Here is a 17,374-nt window from a genome sequence, read left to right as displayed (position 1 = left end):
TTGCGCTCCTAGAGGATGTAACTGATACCCGCCAAAGTATCGGTCGAGTTGACTAAGTTGATAATTTTACGATTGATCTTAAAGCCTTGTTCTGAATCACGAACCAAATGAAAAATCACATCTGCGGTGTAATGTTTTAAGCTTTCCTTACGGAATTCACGGAGGTTTTGTGCACAGCGTAAAATGATTTCACCATCCTCATCTTTTACGACACGGATACGTGACACGCTACGGACGGTATTGGCTTTGGGTGCAGTCGAAATCGCTTCACCATTTTCCAAACGTTCTACCCGTAATGTACGCATATGATTGTTGTCATAGGCATAGTTCAAATTATTTTCATAATCCTTGAGTGTCGGATCAATCGGAATGATATACACGCCTTTTTCATTCCAGAGATTGAGCCATTCACGGTATTCACTGTGATCTAACATGTCAGCTTCAGCCCAAACAAAAGCAGTCACTTCATTTAATAATTGCAAATTCATGTTCATGCTACTCTCCTTAAGCTGTCATCATCTTTTTCCACTGCTGATAAGCAGCGCGCATTCCAGTTTCTGCACTGACATCGCTCTTTAAGCCATCTTCAGTTTTTACTTCACCGGGTAAACCACGGTTCAACATGATCCATAAATCATGACCAGCATTGGCACCATGTTGCACACGTTCCCACGCTTCTGAGTCATCAGGTGTACCAAAACCAAATGGACCTTGGAAATGTTCATGTAGACGTAAGCGATATTGATTGGCAATCTGTGGACCACCATCCATCGTGATCACGGAATGATGAATTTCAGTTTCATTGACTGAAATCGGTTGCATGACACGGAAAAAGGCCATTGAACAGGCAATGTTTGGGAACAGGTTTAAGTTAAAACCAGAACCACCCACAGCACGTACAATACGGCGTACTTCAAGTTCTTCATGTCCTTCATCACGTAACGCTTGAGCAAGCTCTTCAAAACGTTCCTGAATTGGGCGTTCCATCAACTCTTCATCTAAATCCACCAGCTCAGGAATCATCACCATGACACTGTGCCCATTGCCTAAATCTTCAACATAGCCAGGTTGATTTTCAAAATTAAATAATTCTTCAGTCTTCTCATCAACTGAACTTAAGAATGACTTATGTACCAGCGGGAAATGATAGGCATCGGTGGTGTTTTCCAGTTGAATTTTCCAGTTGCCTGGGAAACGGAAACGATGTTCACCCAATACTTTAATTGGATAACCTGCGCCTTGTTTCATAAACAAATCAATCCATTTTTTCGCTGCACCTAAGAAATCCTCTAAAGGTTCAATATCATCTTTAAAGGTGGCGAAAATCATACCGTTGTATTCTTCAACACGTAGGCTAATCAATGGAAACTCTGATTTATCCAGACATTCACCATAACTTTCAGGTGAAGGTACACCACGTAATGAACCATCCAGTGCATAGCTCCATCCGTGATATGGGCAAACAAAACTGTTGGTTTTGCCTTTTTTATGTTCACATACCGTTGCTGCACGATGGCGGCAACGATTGAGCAATACATGGACTTTTTTCTTACGGTCACGTACAACGACCACAGGTTGCTTACCAATATTAATGGTTTTATAGCTACCACCATCTGGAATTTCGCTGGCATGTGCCACCCAAACCCAAGTGCTGTAATAAATCTTTTCCATTTCATCATCAAAGACACGCGCATCTTTATATAAAGAGGTATGCGCACGATCACTTTGAACTAACTCGCTGTAATCAATATTAATATTCTGCATTGGAATAATACTGTTCATATCCATTATCCTTTTCAATTTATCCATAACTTATTGCTGAGACGGTACTGGCAATATCGCTGTACTGTTCCAGTGAGACACGGGGCGACTAAAAATATTTTCAGTCTGAAAATGTTTGATCTTCCATAGACCATCGGTTTGCTGTTTAAATTTCACGCGGAGTTTTGCGGCATTTAAATGGCTATCTCCATTGAGAAAGGTCGAGGTTTGCAACATCAACCAGCTTGCATTGGCCTGATCGCCTGCAATATAAATTTGTTCTGAGCTGACAAAATGCGCATTCATCACAAAATGTGATTCGGCTTGGGTATAGCTTTTAAACATGTCAAAAATGGCTTGCCATGAAGCATAGCGACCAAAAGATTGCGCATATTTCTCACCAATCCCTTCCCAAATACTGTCCTGATCAAATAAATCCATTAATTCATTGAGGTCAGTCTTGGCATTTAATTCATCACAAATTTCCATATAACGATGAATACAATTACGAATCGCGTTTTGTGCTTCGAGCTGCTCTAAGCGTTGTAGGATAACGGTCAAATCCATCTGGCTATTCATGTCATATTCATCCTTGGACATCTCGTGATTATTTAAATTCGGCTTATAAATAACCAGGTGCTGGCTGCATACCAAAGCTCACCAAAGCGGCATTTTGTAAAGTGGCATCGCCCATAAAGGCATGCTGAGTCACCACATTGGTATCATTCACAAAACGGCTAAATGGGTTATGGGTATAAATTGCAGTCATGCCCGCCAGCATTTGAATTTTGCGCGTCACACGTGCGCAAACTCGAGCAACATGGGTACAAGACAAACGCATCTCACTGATCTGTTCTGGCGTTGGCGTAGCACCTGCAATAATCTCATTCCAAACGATTTGCATAGTGTCGTAGAACCAAACACGCGCTGCTTTAAACTCAGCTTCGACTTGGGCAAATTCATATTGAGTGACTGGGCGACTGGCAATTTCAGCACCACCTGTGATAGATGATTTGCCAGGCGCTAACTTTTGGAATTCTTCCAACGCTGCTGCTGCAACACCGATCCCGACCACAGTTAACACCTGTGTTGCCAATGACAGTGATGGATATTTAAAAAATGGTTCCGAAAGTTTAGACGGTTCACCACGAATAAAGGTCCAGTCATTGTTTACAAAGACATTATCTACCAGCAGATCATGACTGCCTGTTCCTTTTAAACCGACCGTATCCCAAGTCATTTCGATTTGCGCTTGTTTTGCTGGGATAATTGCTAAACGTGGGAGACCTTGTGTGGTGTTATTGACCTGTGGACTAATCCCCACTCCAATAATATCGGCCCCCATACAACCGCTGGAAAATTTCCATCGACCTTTCACCACCACGCCATCAGCTCTTAAATCTGCGGGTTGCGGTGGAAAAATACCTGCTGCAAATACAATATCTGGGCTCTCTTTATATAATTCTTCAAGCGTTGCTTCAGGCAGGCTACCCAAATAAGCAGGGCTCATCCCAAAACTCGCAACCCAGCCCACTGAACCATCTGCTTTAGACAAACGTTCAATCAACTCACAAAATTGTTGAGGTGACCATTCATTGCCGCCAAAACGTTTCGGTACCAATGCACGATAGACTCCAATCTGCTTTAACTTATCAATGATGTCTTGACTCACATACGCTTGGTTATCAAACTCGCCTGTACAAGCACGTTCTCGAATCTCCTGACAGAGTGCTTCTAATTCCGTTATTGTTGTGTCCATTACAAATTCCTTTGTCGATAAATTATTCATTACCCAACTCCTTGTCATTTATTGCGATGCATCCACGATATATTTCGCAATTGCACACACCAGCTCATCCGAATTTCGTTTCGCCACGATTTGTAAACCCACTGGTTGCCCTTCGCTGGTTTTGAGCGGTATTGAAATTGCCGGATGTCCAGATAAATTGAATGGACGCACCAATGAAGTTAAGTTCAACAGTGCAACCATATGTTCTGCATCGATTAATTTGGGTGGGATTTGCGGAAGGGTTGGCAGTAACACAGCATCATATTTTTCCAATAAGCCATCAATTTCATTGATAAATTGTGCTTTGACCGCTTCCGCCTCTTTTACTTGTTGCGCCGTGGTTTGCGCAGATTTGAGCAAGCGAGCATGGATATCGTCACCCAATAAACCGGTTTTGGTTAACTCACCATACGCCTGCCAATTTTCATAATTAATGATCTGCATCCCTGCATCATAAGCAGGCTCAAACCATTCAGATTTCACTGGTGTAGCTGACAGATTCGCCTGAGCAAGAAAAAGCTGAATACAGTTCAATACCGTTGGATTTGCATTTACCTCAAGCCAAGCCAGTTTCGGCGTATGCGCTAATTTTTCCAAAGCATGAAAACTTGGATCAATTATCTGCATCGCGGTTTCAATCATTGCAACCGAAGCAGCAAATGGTCCCACGCAATCCAACGAACTCATGGCTGGATGTATCCCTTGACGACTGACGCGATTGAATGTCGGCTTAAAACCATACACCCCACAACATGCCGCTGGCATACGAATTGAACCACCAGTATCGGTACCTAAAGTAAAATCAGCCAGACCTGCGGCTACGGCAGCAGCAGACCCACTCGATGAACCACCTGGAATTAGATCAGGATATTGAGGATTGATTGCAGTGCCAAAAACAGGATTGATCCCGGTAATTCCAAAAGCCAACTCATGTAGATTGGTTTTTGCGGTAATTTGGCAATCCGCTGCCAAAATACGCTCTACCACTTCTGCATTTTTTGTTGCAGAAGGCTTATCCATCAAGGCTTTGCTCCCGATCATGGTCTTTAGACCTTGAATATCAATGGAATCTTTCACCATGACTTTTAAAGCACCGCGTCCTATTTGTACGTCTTGTACAACAATATTCATTCACTTTTCCATGTATTTTTGTACTTAATACTAATATCGGAAAAAGTAATGTAATTGTCAAGATGTTTTTATCAGAAAGAGCAAAGATTTTTTCTTTAATTTTTGTATAATGATGAATATTCATCTTTATAAAGTTATCACTTTGCTATGCTTACTCATTTAGAACAATTTCTACCTAATAATGAACCTAGCAGCTTACAAAGCTATCCTTTCTTTTGGATTTCTCAAGTGAATGGTAAATACACACAACTTATTGAAAAATCAATAAAAAAACTAGGTATCGACAATACACGTCGTAAAATCATTTTAAGTACCAATGCTTTGCAACAAGCCAGTATTACCGAAATTGCCAACCTCTCTACCCTTAAATTGACCACAGCAACCAAAGCCATTTATCGCCTAGTTGAAGATGATATTGTGCAGGTTTTTTCTTCAGAGTCTGATGAACGTATCTCGATGGTCAAGCTCACAGACAAAGGTAAAGAACTGGTGGAGCAAATCAATCAAATCAGCCAAGTGACTCTATCTGGGATTTTAAATGCCTTTGAAGATGAGGAATTACATCAGTTAAATGCACAATTGAAAAAGCTATTCAATTTGATGCCATCAAGCTAAAAGTTGTAAATAAATGCCCATTTGCTGAGTGCAATGGGCGAATTGTTCAGTTCATCACGTTGTGGACTGTAAAATATTAAACGGTGGTTTTAACTTACTTTTTTCAATTCGATCTGAAAAGGTCCGCAAAACATCTTGTTTATATTGATGAATATCCACATCCGCATAATTATAAAAACCCTGCTTTTCACGAAGGCCATTACGCTGCTGCCGCATATTTTCCGCAATAATTTCAGGTGTACGAAAACGCTCACCCAGCTCTTTTTGCAAATATTGCGAGGCATAATACAAGATATCACCACCGCCCCAATCAATAAACTCCAATAAGCCTAAAACAGAAAAACGCAAACCAAAACCGGTACGAATAGCAATATCAATATCTTCTGCCGAAGCGACTCCATCTTCAACCATACGTGCCGCTTCATTCATTGCCAAGGCCTGAATCCTTGGCACGATATAGCCCGCCTTGGCATTACAAACCACAGGTACCTTACCAATCACCTGTAGGAAATGCTTAAGCTGAGTCAGCACCTCATTTGAGGTCTGCTCAGAACGGCTTAATTCCACCAAAGGCATGAGATAAGCAGGATTTAGCCAATGTGCATTGACCACTCGCTCAGGATGCGAAATCATTTGCGCAATATCCGTCACTAAAAATGTGGATGTGGTCGAAGCCACAATACACTGCTGTGAAAGATATTGATCCAGCCAAGCAAAAATTTCTTGTTTGGCTTGTTTTACTTCTGGTACAGCCTCAAGGATCAACGCACAGCTTGGCAATATGCCTGTAGCAGCCTGTTTAGATAAAATCGCAATCTTATCCAAAATAAAATCTTGCTGCTCCACTTGAATAAACTGAATTTTCTCAAGCAACTGTAACTCTTGCTGTAAATCAGCACGAATTTGAGTTTGATATTGTTCAAATTCAGCTTCACTACGTTGTTTTGCATCAATCAAATCAACGTTTAGTCCTGCATAGGCAAATGCAATCGCAATGGCTTTGCCCATACGTCCAGCACCAAGCACCGCAATTTTTTCGATCATCTGCATTTTAGACTCCTTGTTGCAAAATCGCTTGCAGTTCTGCTGGACTTTTATCCGCAAGACCTAAACGCTCAAAAGTACGTCCTTGTTGATATAAATCCTTACCCGTAACCGCTGACGCGATATTCAATAAGCCCTCAGCAACAGGGGTTGCAACACCTGCCCAACGTCCCACAGAAACTAAAAAAGATAATCCTAAACGAGTGTCTTCTAACATATAGCGATGTGAATCTAAGTCGATATCCTCACGCCAGTCACCGCTGTCGGTTAATTTTCCATGTGCCCCACGTCCATACATCCATTCATCACCCTCACCTTCATGATTATAATGATCCGCCAAAGGAAAATGTGGTGCGGCATATCCCAATGCTTCACGTACTTGTATTCGTTCCGCATCGAGTTGATTGGTGACACGACGAATTGAGGGTTGAGTACCTTCGTTATGAATATCCCACGCTTCAAAATGTTCAAGTGGACCCGCATTCATCAAAATCAAAGGTGGATGAATAATGGGTCCAGCATTCATCAATGCACCACTTAAGCTGTCTTCAACGGGTTCAACGCTAGGATATGCCTGCTTAAGCACTTGAAATGCCTGTTGTGACAACACGCTTGGAAACACGCCTGTGGGTAACCGGGTCGCATAACCACTAATCACAATTTGATTCACCCCATGTTTACGCACCAAATAAGGCAAAGTTCCCGTTTCTGCAAATGCCACTTGGGCAGTGTTGCCTGCTTGTTGCATCGCCTTGGCAAAGATAAAACTACCAAATGTCGCTGGTGGTAAGTACACCACTTGCCCTGCTTTAAAAAATGGCGCTGCTTGATGGGCTAAATCATCATGTGTGGTCGCAGGTAATGGAATAATAATCAACTCGGCATGTTCAATGGCGCGTTGCAAATCATCAGACAAATTAATCTGACTCTTTTCAAAACCCACCGTCACAGTACGATCACCCTGATAATCTTTAATCTTTAATTGCCCAGTGGCAGCAAGTTGTTGCAAAGCATCTGAATCACGGCGCCATAACAGCACCTCATGTCCTTTTTCAGCCATTTCTGCCGCAGCTGCATAACATCCATGACCGCCACCTAAAACTGTAATTTTCATCATTGATCTTCCTGATTTATTTCAATTCATCATAGAAGTGCAATAACCTGCTGGCTTATCCAAACACGCAACACGTATTCAGTTTACGAAAGCATTGTACTCATTTGAACAGGACTCATTTTTAAAGTTTTAGAAGGTAAACACCCATAGCGTTTTTTATACAGCGTAGAAAAATGCCCTAAACTTTGGAAGCCGTGACGCAACACAATATCCGTCACTGTTTCATTGGTTTGAGCATGCTGCAAAGCCAAATGTACCCGTTCAAGTCGCTGATCACGGATATACTCAACTGGGGTTTGTTGTAAATACTGGCTAAAGCCTTTTTGCAATGTGCGGATCGACACCTCACAACACTGGCTTAAATCTGCTAATGAAATCGGTTGTTCTAAATGATTCTGAATATATTTTTGTGCTTTTTTTAGATAGCCGGGCAAAATATGCTGTCTTTGCAAATTAAGCTGGGCACTATAGTTATTTGGAATCTTTAATAAAATCAGTTCAATTAAATACTGGGTAAAACTCGCAGAGATAAAGCTCCAATTTTGAATATGGTAATAGGCATGGCACAAATAATTGAGGGTTTCAATAATCGAGTCTATGCCTTCTTCGGTACAGGACAGGCTCATATCAAAGATAACTGGTTCATGACTGGTATGCCCCAACATTTTAAACAATTGGGTTTCTACATCATGTTGAGCAAGTTTTAAAATAATATTTCGGCAATGCTGATTGGTCTGGATTTGCTGTTGAGTATGCGGATGCGTAATCGACATAATCCCGACTGACTGTAGCACCTGTTGGTCTTCTATACCGACTTTACATTGACCTTCCAGTGTCAAACGAAATAAATAAAAATCGGAAACCTCATCAATGGTGATTATCACAGGGGCACTATATTTTAGATCGTACAAGGCACAATTTCCAAAGCGAAAACCATTTAAACGGGTATTTAACGGTTCACGCACTTCCACCTCAAAACGATGAGGGCTTAAATAATAACTGACCTGATCTTTAATGGTTTGATAATCATCCGATTTAAACAACAGCAGCTCATTTAGATAATCCAATTTGAAAAACTGTTCCATTCTTTCACTCCCTGATTATGGATTGACCAAACAAGTCATAAAGCCCATTACAAAGAATGGGCGTTGAGACTGATTGAGAATACCATTGAATTAAGAGGCATGTTCCTGCTGCATACTGGCGCTAAATGCCTTACAGCCCTTTTTCAATAAGATAAATGCCAACACGCATGAAATCGTACCCACGATAGACAAAGACATCCCCACCATCAGTGGATTTTCAAAGATTTTATCTGTAATCAATGCCACCAACGTGGTACCGATTCCAACTGCAACCAAATTACTGATCAGCAAAAATACAGCTGAGATTTGTGCGCGTAACTGATTCGGTGCCAGCATTTGCATTGCTGTGGTTGAAATTGGCATTGGGAAAGAGGCAAAAAACATGGCAGGGACCAGAAATACCACAGAAAGCCACAGCTCATTGACTTGGGTAAACACCATAATTGGTAAAATTAATCCCACGATGCCGATCACACCGGTAATCATTGGCGCGTCCTTACGTCCTTTTTGAATAAACCAGTCATTAAGCCAGCCTGCACAGAATACGCCAAGAATATTTGCCACCAATAACACCGTGCCTAGCATATAGCCTGCTTCTGTCGGTGTAAGGCCAAACTTACGCATGTAAAATGCTGGTGACCAACTAATCAAGCAATACAGTGCCATTGCATAGAAAGTAAAACCTAAATAATGGCAAGTAAAAGTACGACTATGTTTTTTGATAAACTTAAACGCATCTTTCATATTGGTCTTTTCAACTTGACCTTGTGCATTTAAACGCTGACCTTTGCGTTGCGGTTCTCTCACCGTAAGTAACACCAGTAAGCCAATAAACACCCCAGGTAAGCCCACGATAATAAATGCCGCCTGCCATGCTCTTAATGCACCAAATAAAGGAACCTGAATGGTGTCCATATTTTTAAGCAAGCCAATCACATAACCGCCGACCAGAAAAGCAATCCCTCCACCGACAAATGAACCAATTGAATATACTGCAACAGCACGGCCTAATTTGTCCTTACTGAACATATCACTAAACATTGAATACGCTGCTGGAGATAAAGCAGCTTCGCCCACCCCAACCCCCATACGGCTTAAAAACAGTTGAATAAAGTTTTTACTTAAGCCACAGAATGCAGTTGCAATGCTCCAAAACACCACCCCGACTGCAATAATTTTTGGTCGAGAAAATCGGTCTGCCAAATAGGCCAGTGGCAACCCCATAAAGGCGTAAAACAACGAAAAGGCGAGACCATGTAATAGACTAAATTGGGTATCTGACAAACCTAGATCAGCCTTAATCGGTTCAATCATCAGTGCCAGTATTTGCCGATCTATAAATGAAAATATATAAGCCAACATGCAAAGTGAAACAACATACCATGCATATGTATTTGAATGAGAGCCTGTTGACTCTGGTGAATGAGTATCCATTTTTCTTCCTTGTCCATGCATTTTTATGATTGGTATCTTTAAGAAGATGTCGCGTATTTAAGGAAATATCCATTTCCTATCCACCTTCTTGATAAAAGCTTAACCCACTATAATTATTTTTACATGGAATTTTCCATGTTATTTTAAGTATATAGTTATACCTTTTACTTCACAATGCTCAACTCGAACAAATTTATTTTATTTAAAATACTATATATCAATAAGATACTCTGTTTTTTAAATTGTAAATTATTTTTGGGAGCGTTCTTGAAACATACGTTAAAAATTTAATTTTAAAATAATATTGAATTTTACATTTATTTTTACATAATATAAAAAATACACCTCTCATAGGAAATGGATATGCCGCTGTCAAAACAAGATGCAATTGAAAGTATACATAGCATGCACGTACTGATTGAACGTATTTTTAACGGGAAACATACAGAACAAGATCTTCCCCTACTTATTGAATATTTTTCCGATCATTTTGAGATGGTCGGTGCAGCTGGAAAGCGTTTTTCCTTGGCCGATGTCAAAGGGCTGTTTAGCAATAATCAGGGCAAGATGCCAGATCTAAAGATCGAAATTTATGATGAACAAATTTTGATGCAAAGTGAACAAAGCATTGTTCTCACCTATACTGAAAAACACACCAAGGAATCAGGAATTCTAGTTCGACGTTCATGTGCACTGATTGAAGAGATTCAAGGAAAAATGCAGTGGAGTTATTTACAAGAAACCTTTTTACCTTAAATAGCCGTCAGTCTTAATAACTTCATTTTTCAATGCAACGCTTTAAGTTCAATAAGATATCAATTTAGAATATAAATGATTGAGTTGCGACTTAAAGCTTAGCTCCCCGTTTTTGGCAAACACTTTGTCTATTTTCATCCCCATTATTAAAATTTTACTTAAAAATACAATTACGGTGAAGTCCAATTCAAAAATATTATTTATTTCAAAAGCATGCATCTTTTTATATGCAAAGTTGATTCAACAATCCTATCGCAATCTCCTCAAGAAAAATGTATCTAAGCATTTAATCTGCATAAAGTGGATAAACACATGGAAAATCTGGATAGAGCCCTTCTTTAAATCGCGGTTCAATCAAACAAAGGACTGATTGGATAGAGGAAGAGCCCATGACTGCACGTAACCTCGCCGAATGGCAAAATTTTGTACACAGCTGTATCGATTTTCGACCAAATGATGGTGTTTATCGAATTGCTCGCGATATGTTTACCGAACCAGAACTGTTTGATCTCGAAATGGAACTCATTTTTGAAAAAGTCTGGATTTACGCTTGCCATGAAAGTGAAATTGCCAATAACAATGATTTCATTACAGTACAGATTGGCCGACAACCGATCATTATCAGCCGTGATGGTAAAGGCGAACTACATGCCATGGTCAATGCCTGTGAGCATCGTGGTGCAACCTTGACCCGTGTGGCCAAAGGCAATCAGTCTGTATTCACCTGCCCGTTTCATGCTTGGTGTTATAAGTCGGATGGCCGTTTGGTTAAGGTCAAAGCGCCAAATGAATATTGTGAAGATTTTGATAAATCCAGCCGTGGTTTAAAACAAGGCCGTATTGCCAGCTATCGTGGATTTGTTTTTGTCAGTCTGAATACTCAGGCTACAGATTCACTGGAAGACTTTTTAGGTGATACTAAAGTGTTTCTTGACTTAATGGTTGATCAATCACCAACAGGTGAGCTTGAAGTATTACAAGGTAAATCTGCTTATACTTTTGCAGGCAACTGGAAACTACAAAATGAAAATGGTCTGGATGGCTATCACGTTAGTACCGTGCATTATAACTATGTTTCCACCGTTCAACATCGCCAGCAAGTCAACGCAGCCAATGGCAGTGAACTCGACACACTTGATTATAGTAAATTAGGTGCGGGTGATGCCGAAACTGACGATGGCTGGTTTAGCTTTAAAAATGGGCATAGTGTGCTGTTTAGCGATATGCCAAATTCAGCAGTACGTCCTGGTTATGATGTGGTGATGCCTTATCTACTGGAAAGATTTGGGGAAAAACGCGCTAAATGGGCCATGCATCGTTTACGTAACCTCAACCTTTATCCAAGCCTGTTCTTTATGGATCAGATCAGTTCACAACTGCGTATTGTCCGCCCAGTGGCGTGGAATAAAACTGAAGTTATTAGCCAATGTATTGGTGTCAAAGGTGAATCAGCGGAGGCACGTCGTAACCGTATTCGTCAGTTTGAAGACTTTTTCAATGTATCTGGATTGGGTACACCAGATGATCTGGTGGAATTCCGCGAACAACAAAAAGGCTTTCAGGGCCGTTTAGAACGCTGGAGTGATATCTCACGCGGTTATCATCAATGGAATTATGGTCCAACACAAAACTCACAAGACCTTGGTATTGAACCGGTGATCACAGGACGTGAAATTACCCATGAAGGACTATATGTCAACCAGCATGGTCACTGGCAACGCCTGCTCCTCAATGGACTCAATAAAAAAGCACTTAAGATGCAAGAAGTCACTTTTTTAAATCAATCTGTTACGGATGAGGTGTAACCATGTCTCAAGAACTTCATTTTGCAGTTTCTCAATTTCTTTATAAAAAAGCGGAACTGTGTGATCGCTATGATTGGGATGCTTATCTCGAACTCTATGATGAAGACAGCGAATATCATATCCCACAATGGATTGATGATCATCACTACGTTGAAGATCCCAATCAAGGTTTGTCCTATATTTATTACCCCGATCGTTCAGGACTTGAAGATCGTGTGTTCCGTATCCGCACTGGAAAAGCAGCTTCTGCAACGCCTTTACCGCGCACTCAACATAATATTCACAATGTACAAGTAAAGACTCAGGAAGATGGTTTGGTCGAGGCAAAGGTAAGCTGGCGCACGCTTTATAATCGTCAGGGCCTTGAAGGATGCTTTTATGGTCATGCCACTTATTTACTCCGTCCAACTGAAGATAGCTTCCGTATTCGTCGTCAACACAGCGTATTGCTTAATGACAAGATAGATTCGGTTCTCGATTTCTATCACGTCTAAGGAGAAATACAATGAGTCATTCTGTTGCACTCAACTTTGCCGATGGTAGAACATTTTTTATCGCGGTACAGGAAGATGAATTACTGTTGGATGCAGCAGTTCGTCAAGGAATCCACCTTCCGCTTGACTGTCGTGAAGGTGTTTGTGGAACCTGTCAGGGAAAATGTGAAACGGGTATTTATGAACAAGAATATGTCGATGAGGATGCATTAAGCGAACGTGATTTGGCTGAACGTAAAATGCTGGCTTGCCAAACACGAGTTAAGTCTAATGCCGCTTTTTATTTCGATCATAGTTCCGAAATCTGTAATGCGGGTGAAGCTTTAAAAATCACCACAGTAGTTACTGCTATTGAATTGGTTTCAGAAACCACCGCGATCTTGCATCTCGATGCCAGTAGTTTTGACAAGGAACTGAATTTCTTACCGGGTCAATATGCACGTTTACAAATTCCAGAGACTGACGATTGGCGTTCTTATTCATTTGCCAATCGTCCCAATGCCAACAATCAACTTCAGTTTTTAATTCGTCTGCTGCCAGATGGTGTAATGAGTAATTATCTCAGAGAACGTTGTCAGATCGGACAAAGCCTGATAATGGAAGCACCTTTAGGTAGTTTTTACCTACGTGAAGCTGAACGCCCTCTGATCTTTATTGCAGGTGGTACAGGCTTATCGGCTTTTTTAGGTATGCTCGATAATATTGCCGATCAACCAAATCAACCCTCAGTGCAACTCTATTATGGTGTCAATACAGAAGCCGATCTATGTGAACAAAAGCGTTTGATCGCCTATGCAGAAAAGATCAAAGACTTTAGTTATCATCCGATCATTTCAAGCGCCTCAGAACTATGGCAAGGAAAATCAGGCTATATCCATCAACATCTGGATAAACAACAACTTCAACAACAACGCTTCGATATGTACTTATGTGGCCCGCCACCGATGATCGAAGCCGTCAAATCTTGGCTAGATGAGCAGTCTATCGAAGGTTGTTCGATTTACAGTGAGAAATTCTTACAGAGCAATACGGTTAGAACTTAGTTTTAACAACAAAATGCGTGTCATATCTTAAGATATGACACCAACTCACAGCAGGGTTAAGCTCAAGATGATTCAAATCTTAATTGGGCAACAAAACTTATTAAATAGCGAAATCATAGAATGATTTATTGATGGAATTTGGATATTTTTTCTACGTCGTCTGAATATTTCAGTTTTGTTATATCCTGATATTTAAAATAATATGAGGATTTTTAATATAATCATATTATTCAATAATTTAAACCAATAAAAACAACCAAAAATAAATTGATCATTTTAGTCAGATTTGCTATACATAGAGATAGATCTTAAGGAATAGGATCATATAAAGAGTACAAAGCATGATCAACGCTATCCTTTATTTTTTTAAAAATACCATGACGTTTTTATTGATTTGATCACGCCAAACTAGACTAAAAATATGTTGTATCGCGGTATTTTACTTGGTCTATTTTTTGCTTAACTCTTTATATCACTGCCAGCCACTTAAAGTTTTAAGTATTGTTTAGTGCATTTTTAATCAGGTCATCATGTGACATAAAGATTAGCTGTAATAAACAAGCCAGCCAAAAGGAATATTTATGAGTCAGGTCGATCCTACTATGGAATTCAATGGACGTCATTTACAGCAATGCCCCATTTTTTCATCACAAAACTTAGTCTTTCAGCATCAAGACTTGGGCGAAACCTGCAAAAGTGTTGGGCAAATCTTCAAACCACATCTATTAAAAATCGTACAACAACAAAACGATTTTCACTCATCCATGCACCATCTTAAAGCAGGACGATTATCCATCAGTCGTCTAGAATACAGTGCCGATGTCTATATTGAACCTGACCATTTAGAAAAATTTTATCTGATTCAAATTCCAACACAGGGATATGCAGAAATTGAAATAAATCAACAAAAATTTATTTCTTATCCGCAAGTTGCCTCTCTAATCTCACCCGAACAATCGCTAAAAATGCGCTGGCATGCCAACTCCCCACAGCTGATTCTTAAAATTGATAAAGATGACCTTTTACAGCATTGCCGCCAGCATCTTCCAGACGCACAGCAGCACCCTCCTATTTTTGAACCCAAGCTTGATCTTTCTACCCAAGGCGGTGCTTATTTTTTCCAATTGATGCGTACATTGATGGATGCGCTTGCTTGTGAACAGCATCCTTTGCATCACCCAATGGCATTTAAGCAGTTTGAATCCAGTCTATTTAATGCCCTGATTTACGGCCAAGCCAACAGCTTATTGCATCAAATCGATCAGTACCGAGAAAAAGCCATTTCACCTTATTTTGTCAAACGTACTGAAGCCTATATGCGTGAAAATCTACACGCAAATTTAACCATTGAACAATTGGCTGAACAGGCAGGCGTAAGCGTACGTACATTATTTGCAGGATTTAAAAGCTTTTTAAACACCACTCCAATGTCATACTTAAAAGAGTTGCGTTTTGAACAAGCGCATATGGAACTCCTACAAAATGAGCATGTCTCAGTCACAGATGTCGCGTTTAAATGGGGCTTTAGTCATCTTGGGCGTTTTTCTCAGGAATATAAACGTCGTTATGGTGAATTACCTTCTTGTACACGCCGTAGCACCCTTGAACAGCAAGATCTTAGGTTTAAGCCATATTCTTAAGCAACCGATGAGATTTAGTTAAAGAGATTTTATTCATTATAAAAAATTAAAAAACCTATTTAGACGTATCTAAATAGGTCAAGTATATCTGTCAGGATGTTGCCATAGCGTTTCAAATCAGAAGTGATGAATATAACGTAATTGCAAACGAGTTCCTTCAGGACGATTTTTTGCATCCTGTTCAAAATAGGCATTTGTCACGATATGATCATGTTTAGAAAAGCTATACATCGCCCCCGGTCCAATCGCCCACACTTGTTCACGTGTGCCTGTTAATTTTTCACCCTCTACTTCCGTGTCAGTCATTTGCTTGAGCCAGTAACCATTGATCCCTAAGCGTAATTGTGGTGTAAGCGCATAGTCGGTTGCAAAATTGGCATGGATCGCTTGCCCTGCCTGAATATCATCTGCAAGACCAAAGCTATAATTTGGATCATCATTTTTAAAATTGTACAAATAGTGCAGACGTGTAGAAACCGTCCACTTTGGATTAAACCAATAAGTTGCTGCCCAGTATGGATCAAATGAGACGGCATTATTGCCCGGATTAATATTTTTATTCTGATCATATTTCCCTGTCGGTAAATTAACCTGAAATTCAAAACGTTGTACGAATTTGGGCCCATCTTTGCCCATGACTGGGTCAAACTGGATAAATGGCCCAATCATCAGATCACCAAAACCCCCTTGGGCTTTAATCGCGGCATTATTTAAACCATCATCCATATCCATTTTACTGACAAATGGAATCAGCACATTCAATCCTAACGATGCGTGTTCACCTACACGCACATCGGACAGATAACTAACTTGTTCAACAATGACTTGATAATTTAAGTCGGTCTTGGGTAAAGCTAACCGATGAGCTTGATTGTCTTTTAACTTGTTCGAATCATAATTTTGCAGATACGTTTGAGAATACCACCCCGGCCCAGCAGGCAGTCCACCATCCAGAAAACTGGTCATGCCCAGATTCACTGTTGGCAAGTCATATGCGTGTGCTGCAACCGCTGTTAAGACCACTGTTCCAGCAAGAAAACCTCTTTTGATCACATTATTTTTCATTTTCGATCCCCGAAAAAATCACGATCAAAATTGATCGTGATTGTTGCTGTTAAATACTCAGTTCTGGATGCGCTGCAGCAATACGATACTTGCCCGCATGAAACACCAATGGCTCACCAATACGATGTTGATAATGTTCAATCTGACCAATAAAAATCAGATGATCCCCCCCTTCATATTGATTTACGTTTTTACATACCAATGTTGCCAATACATCTTCTAGTAACGGTAAACCGCGCTCACACTCACGATGTGCAATGTTGGCAAACTTATCCTCTGAACCACGGGCAAAATGCCCTGAAAGTGAGTGATGTTCTTGTGCCAGCATATGAATCGCAAAATATTCGGCCTCAGTAAAATCCAATAAGCTTGGTGCAGTCTTTGACAAACTCCATAAAATCAGCGGCGGATCGAGTGACAGTGAAGAAAACGAGTTGGCTGTCATCCCAATTTTTCGTCCATCTCGTCCACGGGTTGTAATCACCGTAACCCCTGTAGCAAACTGCCCTAACAGGTTGCGGATTTCTCTTGGATTTTCCGTATCAATCGGTTTTAAATCCAGTTCCTGCGATGTGTTGATATTCATACCATTCACCTT

At 40.4% G+C, this 17,374-nt stretch carries 17 protein-coding genes; 6 read left to right on the top strand and 11 right to left on the bottom strand.

What is annotated here, in order from left to right:
• Positions 1-8: 8 nt before the first annotated feature.
• Genes ACZ5QH_RS07980 through ACZ5QH_RS07960 form a run of 5 tightly spaced genes read right to left on the bottom strand, consistent with a single transcriptional unit; the run spans position 9 to position 4,681 of the window.
• Positions 9-494, bottom strand: coding sequence for an aromatic-ring-hydroxylating dioxygenase subunit beta (locus ACZ5QH_RS07980; protein WP_303576542.1), 486 nt, complete (start codon positions 492-494; stop codon positions 9-11).
• Between the two features lie 10 nt (positions 495-504).
• Complete coding sequence (locus tag ACZ5QH_RS07975; RefSeq protein WP_166783557.1) at positions 505-1,782, bottom strand: aromatic ring-hydroxylating oxygenase subunit alpha; 1,278 nt, start codon at positions 1,780-1,782, stop codon at positions 505-507.
• 30 nt (positions 1,783-1,812) lie between these two features.
• Entirely contained in the window at positions 1,813-2,340 is a 528-nt protein-coding gene (locus ACZ5QH_RS07970; protein ID WP_166783556.1) for a nuclear transport factor 2 family protein, read from the bottom strand.
• Positions 2,341-2,383: 43 nt separating this feature from the next.
• Positions 2,384-3,550, bottom strand: coding sequence for an acyl-CoA dehydrogenase family protein (locus tag ACZ5QH_RS07965; protein ID WP_166783555.1), 1,167 nt, complete (start codon positions 3,548-3,550; stop codon positions 2,384-2,386).
• A gap of 18 nt (positions 3,551-3,568) precedes the next feature.
• Positions 3,569-4,681: an amidase gene (locus ACZ5QH_RS07960; protein WP_303576540.1), complete on the bottom strand. Its 1,113-nt coding sequence runs from the start codon at positions 4,679-4,681 to the stop codon at positions 3,569-3,571.
• 147 nt (positions 4,682-4,828) lie between these two features.
• Here ACZ5QH_RS07960 and ACZ5QH_RS07955 point away from each other — a divergent pair, with 147 nt between their 5' ends.
• On the top strand, positions 4,829-5,296 hold the full coding sequence (locus ACZ5QH_RS07955) for a MarR family winged helix-turn-helix transcriptional regulator (RefSeq protein WP_004721604.1): 468 nt from the start codon (positions 4,829-4,831) through the stop codon (positions 5,294-5,296).
• Positions 5,297-5,350: 54 nt separating this feature from the next.
• Here ACZ5QH_RS07955 and ACZ5QH_RS07950 read toward each other — a convergent pair whose 3' ends face one another.
• The 4 genes from ACZ5QH_RS07950 to ACZ5QH_RS07935 all read right to left on the bottom strand — a co-directional run bounded on the left by ACZ5QH_RS07950 (position 5,351) and on the right by ACZ5QH_RS07935 (position 9,973).
• The gene (locus ACZ5QH_RS07950) at positions 5,351-6,346 is read right to left on the bottom strand and encodes a 3-hydroxybutyryl-CoA dehydrogenase (RefSeq protein WP_303576539.1); all 996 of its coding nucleotides are present in this window, start codon (positions 6,344-6,346) and stop codon (positions 5,351-5,353) included.
• A 1-nt stretch (position 6,347) separates the two neighbouring features.
• Entirely contained in the window at positions 6,348-7,454 is a 1,107-nt protein-coding gene (locus ACZ5QH_RS07945) for an NAD/NADP-dependent octopine/nopaline dehydrogenase family protein (RefSeq protein ID WP_303576553.1), read from the bottom strand.
• 83 nt (positions 7,455-7,537) lie between these two features.
• A complete protein-coding gene (locus tag ACZ5QH_RS07940) occupies positions 7,538-8,539 on the bottom strand; it encodes an AraC family transcriptional regulator (protein ID WP_303576538.1) in 1,002 nt (333 codons plus the stop codon).
• Positions 8,540-8,629: 90 nt separating this feature from the next.
• Positions 8,630-9,973 (bottom strand): spinster family MFS transporter, encoded by a 1,344-nt coding sequence (locus ACZ5QH_RS07935; protein WP_004721612.1) that lies wholly within the window; start codon positions 9,971-9,973, stop codon positions 8,630-8,632.
• A gap of 363 nt (positions 9,974-10,336) precedes the next feature.
• On the opposite strand from ACZ5QH_RS07935, the gene ACZ5QH_RS07930 reads away from it, so the two are divergent.
• The 5 genes from ACZ5QH_RS07930 to ACZ5QH_RS07910 all read left to right on the top strand — a co-directional run bounded on the left by ACZ5QH_RS07930 (position 10,337) and on the right by ACZ5QH_RS07910 (position 15,711).
• Entirely contained in the window at positions 10,337-10,729 is a 393-nt protein-coding gene (locus ACZ5QH_RS07930; protein ID WP_034614166.1) for a hypothetical protein, read from the top strand.
• 389 nt (positions 10,730-11,118) lie between these two features.
• The gene (antA, locus tag ACZ5QH_RS07925) at positions 11,119-12,534 is read left to right on the top strand and encodes an anthranilate 1,2-dioxygenase large subunit (protein WP_303576537.1); all 1,416 of its coding nucleotides are present in this window, start codon (positions 11,119-11,121) and stop codon (positions 12,532-12,534) included.
• 2 nt (positions 12,535-12,536) lie between these two features.
• Positions 12,537-13,028, top strand: coding sequence for an anthranilate 1,2-dioxygenase small subunit (gene antB / locus ACZ5QH_RS07920; protein WP_303576536.1), 492 nt, complete (start codon positions 12,537-12,539; stop codon positions 13,026-13,028).
• An 11-nt stretch (positions 13,029-13,039) separates the two neighbouring features.
• Entirely contained in the window at positions 13,040-14,071 is a 1,032-nt protein-coding gene (gene antC / locus ACZ5QH_RS07915) for an anthranilate 1,2-dioxygenase electron transfer component AntC (protein WP_303576535.1), read from the top strand.
• Positions 14,072-14,652: 581 nt separating this feature from the next.
• On the top strand, positions 14,653-15,711 hold the full coding sequence (locus tag ACZ5QH_RS07910; protein WP_303576534.1) for an AraC family transcriptional regulator: 1,059 nt from the start codon (positions 14,653-14,655) through the stop codon (positions 15,709-15,711).
• A 117-nt stretch (positions 15,712-15,828) separates the two neighbouring features.
• Here ACZ5QH_RS07910 and ACZ5QH_RS07905 read toward each other — a convergent pair whose 3' ends face one another.
• Positions 15,829-16,776: a SphA family protein gene (locus ACZ5QH_RS07905; RefSeq protein ID WP_303576533.1), complete on the bottom strand. Its 948-nt coding sequence runs from the start codon at positions 16,774-16,776 to the stop codon at positions 15,829-15,831.
• Positions 16,777-16,825: 49 nt separating this feature from the next.
• Positions 16,826-17,362 (bottom strand): flavin reductase family protein, encoded by a 537-nt coding sequence (locus ACZ5QH_RS07900; protein ID WP_004721623.1) that lies wholly within the window; start codon positions 17,360-17,362, stop codon positions 16,826-16,828.
• Positions 17,363-17,374: the final 12 nt, after the last annotated feature.

Source organism: Acinetobacter sp. Ac8 (genome assembly GCF_055392545.1).
The sequence above is the reverse complement of the archived record's forward strand: the minus strand, read 5'-3'. Positions and strand labels throughout refer to the sequence as shown.

Excerpts from the sequence above, each read along its gene's own strand:
- antC (WP_303576535.1), top strand. The coding sequence starts at position 13,040 with ATGAGTCATTCTGTTGCACTCAACTTTGCCGATGGTAGAACATTTTTT.
- ACZ5QH_RS07970 (WP_166783556.1), bottom strand. The coding sequence starts at position 2,340 with ATGAATAGCCAGATGGATTTGACCGTTATCCTACAACGCTTAGAGCAG.
- ACZ5QH_RS07940 (WP_303576538.1), bottom strand. The coding sequence starts at position 8,539 with ATGGAACAGTTTTTCAAATTGGATTATCTAAATGAGCTGCTGTTGTTT.
- antA (WP_303576537.1), top strand. The coding sequence starts at position 11,119 with ATGACTGCACGTAACCTCGCCGAATGGCAAAATTTTGTACACAGCTGT.
- ACZ5QH_RS07965 (WP_166783555.1), bottom strand. The coding sequence starts at position 3,550 with ATGAATAATTTATCGACAAAGGAATTTGTAATGGACACAACAATAACG.
- ACZ5QH_RS07975 (WP_166783557.1), bottom strand. The coding sequence starts at position 1,782 with ATGAACAGTATTATTCCAATGCAGAATATTAATATTGATTACAGCGAG.
- ACZ5QH_RS07935 (WP_004721612.1), bottom strand. The coding sequence starts at position 9,973 with ATGGATACTCATTCACCAGAGTCAACAGGCTCTCATTCAAATACATAT.
- ACZ5QH_RS07960 (WP_303576540.1), bottom strand. The coding sequence starts at position 4,681 with ATGAATATTGTTGTACAAGACGTACAAATAGGACGCGGTGCTTTAAAA.
- ACZ5QH_RS07910 (WP_303576534.1), top strand. The coding sequence starts at position 14,653 with ATGAGTCAGGTCGATCCTACTATGGAATTCAATGGACGTCATTTACAG.
- ACZ5QH_RS07945 (WP_303576553.1), bottom strand. The coding sequence starts at position 7,454 with ATGAAAATTACAGTTTTAGGTGGCGGTCATGGATGTTATGCAGCTGCG.
- ACZ5QH_RS07950 (WP_303576539.1), bottom strand. The coding sequence starts at position 6,346 with ATGCAGATGATCGAAAAAATTGCGGTGCTTGGTGCTGGACGTATGGGC.
- ACZ5QH_RS07900 (WP_004721623.1), bottom strand. The coding sequence starts at position 17,362 with ATGAATATCAACACATCGCAGGAACTGGATTTAAAACCGATTGATACG.
- antB (WP_303576536.1), top strand. The coding sequence starts at position 12,537 with ATGTCTCAAGAACTTCATTTTGCAGTTTCTCAATTTCTTTATAAAAAA.
- ACZ5QH_RS07980 (WP_303576542.1), bottom strand. The coding sequence starts at position 494 with ATGAACATGAATTTGCAATTATTAAATGAAGTGACTGCTTTTGTTTGG.
- ACZ5QH_RS07905 (WP_303576533.1), bottom strand. The coding sequence starts at position 16,776 with ATGAAAAATAATGTGATCAAAAGAGGTTTTCTTGCTGGAACAGTGGTC.
- ACZ5QH_RS07930 (WP_034614166.1), top strand. The coding sequence starts at position 10,337 with ATGCCGCTGTCAAAACAAGATGCAATTGAAAGTATACATAGCATGCAC.
- ACZ5QH_RS07955 (WP_004721604.1), top strand. The coding sequence starts at position 4,829 with ATGCTTACTCATTTAGAACAATTTCTACCTAATAATGAACCTAGCAGC.